The organism is Mycobacterium sp. 1165178.9 (assembly GCF_001673555.1).
In the GTDB taxonomy this organism is placed as follows: domain Bacteria; phylum Actinomycetota; class Actinomycetes; order Mycobacteriales; family Mycobacteriaceae; genus Mycobacterium.
In genome coordinates this window covers 1-11,929 of sequence record NZ_LZMB01000540.1, presented here as the reverse complement: position 1 = coordinate 11,929, position 11,929 = coordinate 1, and the positions used below count along the sequence as shown (strand labels likewise).

Genomic DNA, 11,929 nt, shown 5'->3' with positions numbered 1-11,929 from the left:
CGGGGGTGGGGCGCCGGGGGCGGGACCGTTGCTCCACCCGTAGCCGCTCGGCGGCGGAGGAGGTGGCGCTCCCTGGCCAGGGACCCAGTAGCCATTCGGGAGGTTGGTGGGGCCGCCTATCTCCCCGGTGGGCCGAAGGATGGGCGGGGGCGGTGGGTAGTACGGCGGGTGCGGAGGCTGACTCCACGGCGCGTTGAGGACCGGGCGAGGCGGCCTGGGCGGGTATGAGTTGCCCGGCTGGTCGGTAGGACCGCCCCACGGCGCCCCGGTGGTCGGGGTGACGCCGCCCCACGGCGCGCCGTTTGGTGGAGTCGTGCCCGAGCCCCCATAGCCAGGGTTGGGGTTGGGATTGGGATTGGGCGCCGGCGTGCAGTTCTTGTACCAGGCGGGACATACCGTCGGCAGCGCCGACGTCGAGCCGTTCGGCGCCGGCTGCTGCCACGGGCTCGGCGTCGAGCCGTTCGGCGCCGGCTGCTGCCACGGGCTCGGCGGCGTGTTGTTCGGCGGCGTCGTACCCGAGCCGCCGTAACCGGAAGTGGGGCTGGGGGCGGGGGCCGGCGTGCAGTTCTTGTCCCAGTTGGGGCATTGCGTGGGCGCCTGGGCCGTCGTGCTGTTCGGCGGCGGCTGCTGCCAGGTGCTCGACGCGGGCGGCGGCGTGCTGGGCGGTTGCGTGGTTTGCGGCGCCGGCGTGGACTGCCACGTGCTGGGCGGCGGTGGCGTGCTGGGCGGTTGCGTGGTGTGCGGCGTCGGGGTCGACTGCCAGGTGCTCTGTGGCGGCGGCGTGCTGTGCGGCGTAGGGGCTACCGGCGGCGTGCCGGTGCCCCCGTAACCGGGGTTGGGGCTGGGGTTACCGGAGCAGCCCTTCTGCCAGCTGGGGCACGGCGGGTCCAGCGGGGCGGAGTTCGCGAAGCCCCCGTTGACGGCAGTCACCGACATCCCTAGACCCGTCGCGACTGCCGCCGCTGCGGCGAGGCGTTTGATCGACATTGGTTACGTCCCTTCTCGGGCTTTGGTCCGAACGATTCAGCTGGGCTGCGCTACGGGCAGATCACGTCTATCTCGAATGGTTTGGTCACCGGCTTCGGCTGGTGGGGATCGCTCACATCCGCGCCGGTCGCCGTGCCCTTGATCTGAATAGCGTTGTCGCCCACCGCGGCTCCGGCGTTCCCGCCCTGCCCCTTCGCGGCGTCGGAAAAACCGAGCGTGATGCCGTCGACGTTGCCCAGTCCGACCGCGTGAACGATCGGCGGGTTGTCCTTACTGACCACTGCCCCAACACCTTTGGTCGGGTCCCCGATACCGATATTGATGTTGTCGCCGACCGGTTTACAGGTGACGGGACCGCTGACGTTCTGGTTCTTGCCGTCCACGATTACCTGCGGTCCGGCGGGCGGTCCCGCCGAGTTCGACGCTTGCGGGTTCGACTTATTACCGGAACAGCCAGCGCCACTGGCGATTACGATGGCCAGGGATACACCGACGATGATCTGACGCTTCACCGCTGTTCTCCTTCGTGTGGGGTGTCCACTGTTCGCGACCGCGAATTGCGGACCGGTGGTTACTGCGCCGGGCCAGGGATTTGGTAAGCGCACCTGCCGGCCGTGTGTTCGGTGAGGCTGACGGATTGGCCGTCCACCTGGATCGCGCAGTCGTGCGGACCGCCGGTCTTGTCGGTGTAGTTCAACGCCAGGTACGGGCTCCCGGTCACCTGCACGGTCTGCGACCAGGGGACTGAAACCCAGGTCGTGGTGCTTGCCGGGTACACCGGCGTTCCGGGGTCGGGAATGACGGAGAAGACGTCGCCGCCCCCGAGGATCCGGTACACAACCGTGTGTTGCGTCGGGTCGGCCTTGGCGGCGGGCAACATGGCAGGCGGCGCGGCGCTCATCGCTATCGCGACAGCCGCGAGCAGGCCGGACAGCGCGCCCGGCCGTGGCGCCTTGCCGCCACGGTCCTTCCGGCAAGAGTCAGCATTCAGGTGGCGGCGAGCCGAATCCGTTGGCATGGCGTCCCTTTCGATAGGCAACCGCGGCGACACGCAGGCGCGCCCGCAGTCTTACGATGAAGCCACTCTCGCCGGAGCGGTCGCTATAAGCTAAGTCCGCGCGCGCAGCCGTCTCAATTAGGGATTTCCCTACACTTTTCGCCGCACGGGTTTTCGCAACCGGCGATCGGCCATCAAGGCCGGCGATCGATCAATCGCTGAGCGAAAGCGTTGGTATCAGCGGGGCAGGCCAAGAAGCCGCTCGGCGGCGACCGTCAGCAGGATCTGCTCAGTGCCGCCCGCGATCGTCAGGCAGCGGGTGTTGAGGAAATCGAACACCGCCTGGTTGTGCACCAGGCCGCCACCCTCGGACACGTCCATCGTGTATTCGGCCAGTGCCTGTCGGTAGCGGACGCCGATGAGCTTGCGAACACTGGACTGCGCCCCGGGGTCTTGCCCGCCGACGGCCAGCTGAGCGATCCGCTGATCCAGCAGCGCGCCGGTCTGCGCGGTGACGATCAACCGCCCCAACCGGTCTTGCTCCGCCGCGTCGAGGTCGAGCTCGGCCAGCACCTCGAGCAGCTCCTCCATCGGGTTGCCGAGCGCGGTTCCGTTCGCCATCGCGACCCGCTCGTTGGCGAGCGTGGTGCGGGCCAGCCGCCAACCGTCGTTCACCTCGCCGACCACCAGTTCGTCGGGAACGAACACGTTGTCCAAAAACACCTCGTTGAACAACGAGTCGCCGGTGATCTCGCGCAGCGGCCGGATCTCGATGCCCGGTGAGCTCATCTCCACCAGGAAGTAGGTAATGCCTTTGTGTTTCGGCGCATCCGGATCGGTGCGCGCCAGGCACACTCCCCACTTCGCCTTGTGGGCCGCCGACGTCCAGACCTTTTGCCCGGTCAGGTGCCAACCGCCGTCGGTCCGGACCGCTTTGGTGCGCAGCGAGGCCAGGTCAGAGCCGGCCCCCGGCTCGGAAAACAGCTGACACCAAAGGAATTCGCCGCGAGTTGTGCCCGGCACGAAACGCTCGACCTGTTCCGGCGTGCCGTGCTCGAGGATGGTCGGCGCCGCCCACCAACCGATCACCAGGTCGGGCCGGACCACACCGGCAGCTGCCAGCTCCTGGTCGATCAACAGCTGCTCGGCCGGTCCCGCTCCGCGCCCGTAGGGCGCCGGCCAGTGCGGCGCCTGCAGGCCCGCCTCGGCCAGCGCCGCCTGCCGCTTCTCCTCGGGCAGGCCGGCGATCTGGGCGACGGCGGCGGCGATCTCCTGGCGCTGGTCCTCGACCTCGGTGAGGTCGATACCCAGCCGGCGTCGCACGCCCTCTTGGGTTAGCGCGGTGATGCGGCGCAGCCAGGTCTCTCCCCCGCCCAGGAAGCGGCCGATGGCGTGGGCCCGACGCAGGTACAGGTGCGCGTCGTGCTCCCAGGTGCAGCCGATGCCGCCGAGCACCTGGATGCAGTCCTTGACATTGGCTTTCACGGCGGCGATGCCGGTGCTCGCTGCCAGGGCCGCGGCGATGGAGAACTGGGATTCGTCGCCCTCGGCCGCGGCGCGCGCGGCATCGGCGGCGGCCACCTCGGCCTGCTCGGCGCGGCACAGCATTTCGGCGCAGATGTGCTTGATGGCCTGGAAGCTGCCGATCGGCTTGCCGAACTGCTCGCGGACCTTGGCGTAGTCCACGGCGGTCTCCAGCGACCACCGGGTGATGCCGGCCGCCTCGGCCGCGAGCACCGTCGCGGCCAGTTCCTCGACGCGTTCGCGGGTGTCCGACACCACCGTGGCCGGGGCCGAAGTCAGCGCCACCTTGGCCAAGGGTCTGGAGAAGTCGCTGGCCCGCAGGGGCTCGATCCGCACGCCCTCGGCGTCGGTGTCGATCAGCAGCCACTTCTCACCGGCCGGCGCCAACAGCACGGCACCGTCGGCCACCCCCAGCGCGAACGCCACGGTGCCCGAGGCCTCGGACGTCGCGTCGTCGAACTCGATCTCGCCTTCCAGCGCCAGTCCGGCGAAGCGCTCACCCGAGGCCAGGGCGCCCAGCAACTCGGGATCGGAGACAACCAACGTGGCCAGCGCGGTGGTGGCGACCGGCCCGGGGACGAGCGCTTTCGCCGCTTCCTCGACCATCGCGCACAGGTCCTCGATGCTGCCGTCCGCGCCGCCGAATTCCTCCGGGATCGCGACGCCGAAGATCCCCAGTTCCGCCAGCCGGGAGAACACCGGCCGCCAGGCGTCGGACTTGCCCTGCTCCACGTCGCGGATCGCGGCTGTTCCGCCAGGTCCCGACGTCGAATTGCGGGCCCAGTCGCGCACCAGGGCTCGCGCGGCAAACTGCTCGTCGGTGACCGTCGCTACCACCAGGACCTCCGCGTCCATAACTTTTGGCGGGACAAGGGGTTGGGCCCCTGTCCTGATTGTGCAATCTGCCCGCCGAGCGGGTACCTCTCCATCGCGTGTCGGCACGCAACCCGCTCTTCGGAGACTAGAACGTGTTCTAATAGTGCCAGTGATCGACCGTCAAGTCGAACGCCATCACAGCAGCACAGCGCTTGTCCGCGGCGGTATGGAGGTGGGAGATTCACACGCAGAATGCGTATCGTTTGCTAACGAACCGCCGGGAACAGGAGCAAACCGTCACATGCCAGCCAACGCAAATCCGAGCCGCGTTTCTGACTCGCAGCCGCGCGAGGTCATGAACGTGGCGGTACTGGCGGAATCGGAACTGGGGTCTGAGGCGCAGCGGGAGCGCCGCAAGCGCATCCTCGATGCCACCATGGCCATCGCGTCCAAGGGCGGGTACGAGGCGGTTCAAATGCGCGCGGTCGCCGATCGCGCCGATGTCGCGGTGGGGACTCTGTACCGATATTTCCCCTCGAAGGTGCACCTGCTGGTGTCGGCGCTGGGTCGCGAGTTCAGCCGCATCGACGCCAAGACGGACCGCTCGGCAATGACCGGCGGCACGTCCTTTCAGCGCCTCAACTTCATGGTGGGCAAGCTGAACCGAGCGATGCAACGCAATCCCCTGCTGACCGAGGCGATGACGCGCGCTTACGTGTTCGCCGACGCGTCGGCGGCCAGCGAGGTCGACCAGGTCGAGAAGCTCATCGATTCGATGTTCGCGCGGGCGATGGCCGACGGCGAGCCGACCGAGGACCAGTACCACATCGCCCGGGTGATCTCGGACGTGTGGCTGTCGAACCTGCTGGCGTGGCTCACCCGCCGGGCCTCGGCCACCGACGTCAGCAAGCGCCTCGACCTGGCGGTGCGGTTGTTGATCGGCGACCAAGACTCCAAATAGACCGGGCTCACGCCGGCGGACCGGCGGTGCGGCCGCGGATCAGCTCGGTGTCCAAGAGTTCGACGGCCGGCAGACCCGATCGCGGCGGCGTCAACAACAGCTCTCCGGCCCGGCACCCCTTCTGCAGGCTGGACTGCGACACCGTGGTCAGGCCGCGGTTGATGGCGTCGGGCACGCCGTCGAAACCGGTGACGGTCATCTGCCCGGGCACGTAGATGCCATGTGCCCGTAGGTAATCCATGGCGGATAGGGCCAGGATGTCGGCAGTGCACATCAGCGCGGTGATCCGCGGATTGGCCTCCAGGGCCGCCTTGGCGGCGGCGCCGCCCGATTCGGGCAGGTGCTCGTAGCTTTCCACCACGGTCAGGGAATCCGGATCGATACCAGCGGCCGTCATCGCGTCCCACACGCCGATCACGCGCTCTCGTTGCACGTCGAAGGCGGGCGACCGCAACCGGTCGGCGCCCACCAGGCCCTGGCGTCGGTCCCGGCCCAGCCGCATGGTCAGCAGCCCGAGCTCGCGATGACCCAGGCCCAACACGTAGTCGGCAAGCTCGCGCATCGCGGCGCGGTCGTCGATGCCCACCCGCGAGACATCGGCCAACCCCTTGGGTTGGTCGACCACCACGACCGGCAGCCCGCGCTGCAGCACCACCTGCAAGTAGGGATCTTCGTCGCACACCGAATACACCACGAAGCCGTCCACGCCGGCCGAAAGCACAGCGGCCGTGCCGTCTTTGAGGCTGCGGCTGGGCCCGACGGCCACCAACAACAGCCCCTGGCCCACCTCCTCGCACGCCTGCGCAACCCCGGTGACGAAGTCCCGCGCGGCGGGGTCGCTGAAGAAGTAGGTCAGCGGTTCGGCCATCACCAGACCGACCGCGCCCGCCTTACGGGTCCGCAACGATCGCGCCACCGGGTCGGGGCCGGCGTAGCCCAGGCGCTTGGCCGTCGCGAGCACGCGCTCGCGCAGGTCCGGGGAGAGCTGATCGGGCCGGTTGAAGGCATTCGAAATCGTCGTGCGGGAAACGTTGAGCTCGTCCGCCAACGACGCCAGAGTCGCGCGCCGGCGCGGTGGGGGGCTCACGTTCGGTGAGGCTACAGCGGACCTTGGCCCCGGGGTATGAGCTTCAGCTTGCGACTTTGTAATGGAAACGGTTTTCATTAGTATTGTGGATCGGCTGAGGGGCCGGCGGGAGGAATCGGACGTGCGCATGGCACTGACGCGGCAACGAACGGCTGAGGCCGGGCCCTCCGATGCGGCGCGATGGCTGGCGGCCGCTCTGGTATTGACCGGCGGCGTGCTGCTCACCGGGTGCGGCGGCACGGCGCACTCCCGCGCCGTTTCCGTCGTCGCCTCCACCGACGTGTGGGGCAGCGTGGCGCGAGCTGTCGCCGGCCGCCATGCCGCCGTCAAATCCATTCTCAGCGGGGCGGATATCGACCCGCACTCCTATGAGCTCAGCCCGGCGGACGCCGCCGCGATCGCCGACGCCCCGCTGGTGGTCTCCAACGGCGGCGGTTATGACGGTTGGGTCGACGAGGTGCTGGCCCACCACCGCGACGCCAAGCCGGTCATCGCCTATACCTTCCTTGACAGCGACCGACAACCCCGCAACGAGCACGTCTTCTACGACCTGACCGTCGCCAAATCCGTTGCCGCCACCATCGCCGAGCGCCTCGCGACGATCGACCCGGGAAACGCCGCCGACTATCGCGCCGACGCCGCCGCGTTCGGCCGCGGCGCCGACTCCATCGTCGGCGCCGAACACGCGATCGCCACCAGCTACCCCAACACCTCGGTTATCGCGACCGAACCGGTCGCGTTCTATTTGCTGAGAGCTACGGGGCTGATCAACCGGACCCCGCCCGCGTTCGAGGCGGCCACCGAGAACGAGACCGACCCCGCGCCGGCCGACATGGCGTCGGTTCTCGACCTGGTCAACCGGCGTCAGGTGTCGGCCGTGCTGATCAATCCGCAGACCTCCACGACCGCGATCACCGGCCTGCGTGACGCCGCTCGGCGCGCCGGTGTGCCGGTCACCGATGTGGCCGAAACGCTGACCGACGGCACGGATTACCTTACCTGGCAACGCAATACGGTCAGCCAGCTGCAGTCCGCGCTGCAATCGGGCCGGCCGGTGCGGTCATGAGCCTCGAGCCCGTCGCGGCCGTCGAAGACCCCGCCGAGACCGTGTCGCTGCGCGGCGCGCGGCTGTCCTTCGGCGACCGCGTGCTGTGGGACCACCTGGACCTGTCGGTGGCCCGCGGCGAGTTCATCGCGGTGCTCGGCCCGAACGGCAGCGGCAAGACGTCGCTACTCAAGGTGCTGCTCGGGCAGCTGCCACTGAGCGCCGGTGCCGGGCTGGTGGACGGAAAGCCGATCACCTCGGGCAGCGGGCGCATCGGCTATGTGCCCCAACATCATCCGATGGACGCCGACGTGATGCTGCGCGGGCGCGACCTGGTTCGGCTGGGCATCGACGGGCCACGCTGGGGTGCCTTCCCGCTGCGACCCGCCGATCGGGCCCGCCGGCGCGCGGCCGTGCGGCAGGCGCTGCGCCAGGTCAACGGCGAGCACCTGGCGGACGTCCGAGTCGGGATGATGTCGGGCGGGGAGTTGCAGCGGGTGCGCGTCGCGCAGGCATTGGTCAGCGACCCGCTGCTGTTGCTGTGCGACGAGCCGCTGCTGACGCTGGATCCGGCCAACGCCAAGCTGGTTTCGGCGTTGATCGAGCGGCGCCGACAGGACGCCGCGACCACGGTCATCGTCGTCACCCACGAGATCAACCCGATCCTGCAGTACGTGGACCGGCTGCTGTATCTGGTCGACGGCCGATTCGAGATCGGCACCGTCGAGCAGGTGATGACCAGCCAGACACTCTCGGCGCTGTATCAATCGGACATCCAAGTGGTGAAGGTCAAGGACGGCTACGTGGTGGCCGGCGCGCGCGACGACGGGTATTGCTGATGGAACATCGGCTCGTCGGCCTGCTGGACAATCTGCTCTCCTTCGACATCACCGCGCACCTGCTGGGCCATGACTTCGTGCAGCAGGCGCTGCTGGCGGCCGCCCTGCTCGGGTTGGTGGCCGGGCTGATCGGGCCGTTCATCGTGATGCGGCAGATGTCCTTCGCCGTGCACGGTTCCAGCGAATTGTCGCTGACCGGAGCCGCTTTCGCGCTGCTGGTCGGCTTCGGCGTGGGGATCGGCGCGCTGGTCGGCAGCGCCCTGGCCGCGGCGCTGTTCGGCGTGCTGGGGCGGCGCGACCGCGAACGCGATTCGGTGATCGGTGTGGTGCTGGCCTTCGGGTTGGGCCTGGCGGTGTTGTTCATCCACCTCTACCCGGGCCGCACCGCGACCAGCTTCGCCCTGCTGACCGGGCAGATCGTCGGGGTCGGCTACACGGGGCTGACGATGCTGGCGCTGGTCTGCCTGCTCGTCATCGCTGTGCTGGCGACGTGTTATCGCCCGCTGCTGTTCGCCACCGTCGATCCCGACGTCGCCGCGGCGCGCGGTGTGCCGGTCTACGCACTCGGCATCGTGTTCGCCGCCCTGGTAGGCGTGGTGGCGGCCCAGGCGGTGCAGATCGTCGGGGCGCTGCTGGTGATGTCCTTGTTGATCACCCCGGCGGCGGCGTCGGCCCGGGTGGTCTCGTCGCCCGCGGCGGCGATAGTGACCTCGGTGGTGTTCGCCGAGGTGTCCGCCGTGGGCGGCCTGGTGCTGTCGCTGGCGCCCGGCGTGCCGGTGTCGGTCTTCGTCGCCGGCATCTCGTTTCTGATCTATCTGGTCTGCTGGTCGATCGGGCGCCGGCGATCCGCCGCCGCCTAAGCTGGACAAAGGTTGACCAACGTCCGGAGAAGGCAGTGTGCGCCGGCGAATCGCGTTCCTGATGCAGGCGGCGGTGTCCGCCCTGGCGACCGGCTGCACCACCGTCGTCGGCGGGAGCGCGTCCCCCGCGGACACTTCCGGTCCCTTGCCGCAGACCCCGGTGGCCGCCGCGTCCCTGGATGCACTGCTGCTCGACGTGGATCAGATCAACTCCTCGCTCAGGTCGGGCATGCGGCTCCGGTACGGCGCGCAGGCGATGTGGGACTGGAGCTCGACTTTCAGCGACAAGACCTGCCTGGCGATGGACGGCCCGGCCCAGGAAGCCGTGTACGCGGACACCGGCTGGACCGCGATGCGCGCCCAGCGGTTGGACGACAACTTCGATGACCCGGCGGTCCGCAACAACTCCGCCATCCAGGCCGTGATCGCCTATCCGTCCGCGCGGAAGGCCAACACGTTCTACGACGCCTCGGTGCGACGCTGGTTCGGCTGCGCCAATCGCACGTTTGCCGAACGTCCCACGGACAAGCCCGAAATCGTGTGGAAGGTGGGCGAGGCCCACAAGGTCGGCGGCACGTTGAGCACGTCCGAGGTTCAGGAAGACAGCAACGGCTGGACGTGCCAGCGGGCGCTCACCGCGCGCAACAACGTGGTTATCGACGTCGCCACCTGCGGCTCGTTCCTGCCCGGCGGGTCAGCGGTCGACCTCACCGAGCAGATCGCCACCAAGGTCGCCAGGCAGTAGCCGGGCGCGACACCACGTCCTCGCCTACGCCGGTGCCCGGGCGCCCCCATAAGCTGGGCGGGTGGCCGGTATCGACCTGAACGCCGACCTGGGCGAGGGCTTCGGCGTCTGGCGCCTGGGTGACGACGACGCGATGCTCGGCATCGTCACGAGCGCCAACGTCGCGTGCGGTTTTCACGCCGGCGACCCCGCGGGCCTGCTGCGGGTATGCCGCTCGGCCGCCAAGCGTGGGGTCCGAATCGGAGCGCAGGTGAGCTACCGCGACCTGGCCGGGTTCGGCAGGCGCTTCATCGACATCGCCGCCGAAGAACTCATCGCCGACGTGGTGTATCAGATCGGCGCTCTGCAGGCGATAGCGCACGCGGCCGGTTCTGCCGTGTCCTACGTCAAACCGCATGGCGCGCTGTACAACACGATCGTGACCCATACGGATCAGGCGGCGGCGGTGGCCGAGGCGGTGCGGCTGGTGGATGCCGGGTTGCCGGTGCTCGGCATGGCGGATTCCGCGTTCTTCGACGAAGCCGACCGCCGCGAATTACGCACGGTCGCAGAGGCTTTCGCTGACCGGGCCTACCGGCCGGACGGTCGGCTGGTGTCGCGTCGTGAGCAGGGCGCGGTGCTGCACGACCCGGCGGTGATCGCCGACCGGGTGGCGACCATGGTCACCTCGGGACAGGTCACCGCGATCGACGGCACCCTGCTGGCTTTGAAAGCGGAATCAGTTTGCGTGCATGGTGATTCGCCGGGAGCGGTGCAGATCGCCACCGCCGTTCGCGAAAAGCTTGTCGCGGGCGGCACTGAGATCAGGGCCTTCTGCTGATGCGACTCAAACTCGGTCGCCCCGATATCGCCCGGTTCGCGGACCGGTTCGACGCCCCCGCCGCCGAACCCGACACGCTCTCGGTGACGTGGATGGGTGTGGCGACCCTGCTGATAGACGACGGCTCGTCGGCGTTGATGACCGACGGCTATTTCTCCCGCCCGAGCCTGGCCAAGGTCGCGGCCGGCAAGGTGGCGCCATCGCCCGCACGCGTCGACGGATGCCTTGCGCGGGCGAAGGTCTCGCGGCTCGCGGCGGTCATACCGGTGCACACCCACATCGACCACGTTCTGGACTCCGCGCTGGTCGCCGATCGCACCGGCGCGCAGCTGGTCGGCGGGCAGTCCGCCGCCAATGTCGGGCGCGGTTACGGGTTGCCCGAGAACCGGATCGTCGTCGCGGTCGACGGCGAACCGATGCAGCTGGACGCCTACGACGTCACCTTGATCGAATCGCACCACTGCCCGCCCGACAGGTTTCCCGGCGCCATCGACGAACCGGTCATCCCGCCGGTGAGGGCGTCGGCGTATCGCTGCGGGGAGGCTTGGTCGACGCTGGTGTCCCACCGTCCGACGGGGCGGCGGCTGCTGATCCAGGGCAGTGCCGGCTACGTCAAGGGCGCCTTGGTCGGCCACCGCGCCGACGCCGCGTACCTGTCGGTGGGGCAGCTGGGGCTGCAGCCGCGGTCATACCTGATCGACTACTGGACCGAGACCGTGCGCGCGGTGGGGGCTCGCCGGGTGATCCTCATTCACTGGGACGACTTCTTCCGCCCGCTGACAAAGCCGTTGCGCGCCTTGCCCTATGCCGGCGACGACTTGGACGTCTCCGTCGGCATCATCGACGAGCTGGCCACGCAGGATGGTGTCGCCGTGCACCTGCCCGCGGTGTGGCGGCGCGAAGATCCTTGGAAGTAAAGCGGTTTAAACCTTGGCCCTGACGCTCGCGCTGTTGCTGCTTGCTGTGGTCCTGGCGTTCGCCGTCGCGCGCCCCGGGGGCTGGCCCGAGGCGCTGGCGGCGGTCCCGGCGGCCCTGATCCTGATCGCGGTCGGCGCGATCTCGACCCACCAGGCGGCGAAACAGATCGCCGACCTGTCCGGCGTGGTGGCGTTCCTGGGCGCCGTGCTGGTGCTGGCCAAGCTGTGTGACGACGAGGGCCTCTTCGAAGCCGCGGGGGCGGCGATCACCCGCGGGCGGGCAGTGGTGCGATTCGATCAAGGTGACGTCGTAGGCGTCCAGCTGCATCGG

12 protein-coding genes and 1 pseudogene are annotated in these 11,929 nt (G+C 69.0%); 8 read left to right on the top strand and 5 right to left on the bottom strand.

Translation table 11 applies throughout. From position 1 onward, the window contains the following. The 4 genes from A5652_RS28790 to A5652_RS23040 form a co-directional block, all read right to left on the bottom strand. Positions 1 to 987 (bottom strand): hypothetical protein (locus tag A5652_RS28790; RefSeq protein WP_232001352.1); only part of this gene is annotated, 987 nt, incomplete at its 3' end. Positions 988 to 1,037: 50 nt separating this feature from the next. Next, entirely contained in the window at positions 1,038 to 1,499 is a 462-nt protein-coding gene (locus A5652_RS23050) for a lipoprotein LpqH (protein ID WP_067357335.1), read from the bottom strand. Positions 1,500 to 1,558: 59 nt separating this feature from the next. Then, positions 1,559 to 2,005, bottom strand: coding sequence for a hypothetical protein (locus A5652_RS23045; protein WP_067357331.1), 447 nt, complete (start codon positions 2,003 to 2,005; stop codon positions 1,559 to 1,561). Positions 2,006 to 2,221: 216 nt separating this feature from the next. Continuing rightward, positions 2,222 to 4,345 (bottom strand): acyl-CoA dehydrogenase, encoded by a 2,124-nt coding sequence (locus A5652_RS23040; RefSeq protein WP_067357352.1) that lies wholly within the window; start codon positions 4,343 to 4,345, stop codon positions 2,222 to 2,224. Positions 4,346 to 4,685: 340 nt separating this feature from the next. Here A5652_RS23040 and kstR point away from each other — a divergent pair, with 340 nt between their 5' ends. Further along, on the top strand, positions 4,686 to 5,285 hold the full coding sequence (kstR, locus tag A5652_RS23035) for a cholesterol catabolism transcriptional regulator KstR (RefSeq protein ID WP_064952052.1): 600 nt from the start codon (positions 4,686 to 4,688) through the stop codon (positions 5,283 to 5,285). Positions 5,286 to 5,292: 7 nt separating this feature from the next. On the opposite strand, the gene A5652_RS23030 is transcribed toward kstR, so the two are convergent. Next, a complete protein-coding gene (locus A5652_RS23030; protein WP_067357327.1) occupies positions 5,293 to 6,372 on the bottom strand; it encodes a LacI family DNA-binding transcriptional regulator in 1,080 nt (359 codons plus the stop codon). A gap of 127 nt (positions 6,373 to 6,499) precedes the next feature. Here A5652_RS23030 and A5652_RS23025 point away from each other — a divergent pair, with 127 nt between their 5' ends. The 7 genes and pseudogenes from A5652_RS23025 to A5652_RS22995 form a co-directional block, all read left to right on the top strand. Further along, positions 6,500 to 7,438 (top strand): metal ABC transporter solute-binding protein, Zn/Mn family, encoded by a 939-nt coding sequence (locus tag A5652_RS23025; protein WP_067357324.1) that lies wholly within the window; start codon positions 6,500 to 6,502, stop codon positions 7,436 to 7,438. Next, positions 7,435 to 8,256 carry a metal ABC transporter ATP-binding protein gene (locus A5652_RS23020; protein ID WP_067357321.1) on the top strand — a complete coding sequence of 274 codons (822 nt, stop codon included), beginning with the start codon at positions 7,435 to 7,437 and terminating at the stop codon, positions 8,254 to 8,256. Before A5652_RS23025 ends, A5652_RS23020 begins: the two co-directional genes overlap by 4 nt. Beyond that, entirely contained in the window at positions 8,256 to 9,116 is an 861-nt protein-coding gene (locus A5652_RS23015) for a metal ABC transporter permease (RefSeq protein ID WP_067357317.1), read from the top strand. Before A5652_RS23020 ends, A5652_RS23015 begins: the two co-directional genes overlap by 1 nt. 61 nt (positions 9,117 to 9,177) lie before the next feature. Next, positions 9,178 to 9,861: a sensor domain-containing protein gene (locus A5652_RS23010; RefSeq protein WP_067357345.1), complete on the top strand. Its 684-nt coding sequence runs from the start codon at positions 9,178 to 9,180 to the stop codon at positions 9,859 to 9,861. A gap of 61 nt (positions 9,862 to 9,922) precedes the next feature. After that, a complete protein-coding gene (locus A5652_RS23005) occupies positions 9,923 to 10,681 on the top strand; it encodes a LamB/YcsF family protein (RefSeq protein WP_067357313.1) in 759 nt (252 codons plus the stop codon). Further along, positions 10,681 to 11,598, top strand: coding sequence for an MBL fold metallo-hydrolase (locus A5652_RS23000; protein ID WP_067357310.1), 918 nt, complete (start codon positions 10,681 to 10,683; stop codon positions 11,596 to 11,598). Before A5652_RS23005 ends, A5652_RS23000 begins: the two co-directional genes overlap by 1 nt. A gap of 13 nt (positions 11,599 to 11,611) precedes the next feature. Then, positions 11,612 to 11,929 (top strand): annotated as a pseudogene (locus A5652_RS22995) (hypothetical protein); the annotation flags it as partial.

Bases quoted from the DNA above. Each gene is read 5' to 3' on its own strand.
- A5652_RS23045 (WP_067357331.1), bottom strand. From the start codon at position 2,005: ATGCCAACGGATTCGGCTCGCCGCCACCTGAATGCTGACTCTTGCCGG.
- A5652_RS23025 (WP_067357324.1), top strand. From the start codon at position 6,500: ATGGCACTGACGCGGCAACGAACGGCTGAGGCCGGGCCCTCCGATGCG.
- A5652_RS23020 (WP_067357321.1), top strand. From the start codon at position 7,435: ATGAGCCTCGAGCCCGTCGCGGCCGTCGAAGACCCCGCCGAGACCGTG.
- A5652_RS23015 (WP_067357317.1), top strand. From the start codon at position 8,256: ATGGAACATCGGCTCGTCGGCCTGCTGGACAATCTGCTCTCCTTCGAC.
- A5652_RS23010 (WP_067357345.1), top strand. From the start codon at position 9,178: ATGCAGGCGGCGGTGTCCGCCCTGGCGACCGGCTGCACCACCGTCGTC.
- A5652_RS23000 (WP_067357310.1), top strand. From the start codon at position 10,681: ATGCGACTCAAACTCGGTCGCCCCGATATCGCCCGGTTCGCGGACCGG.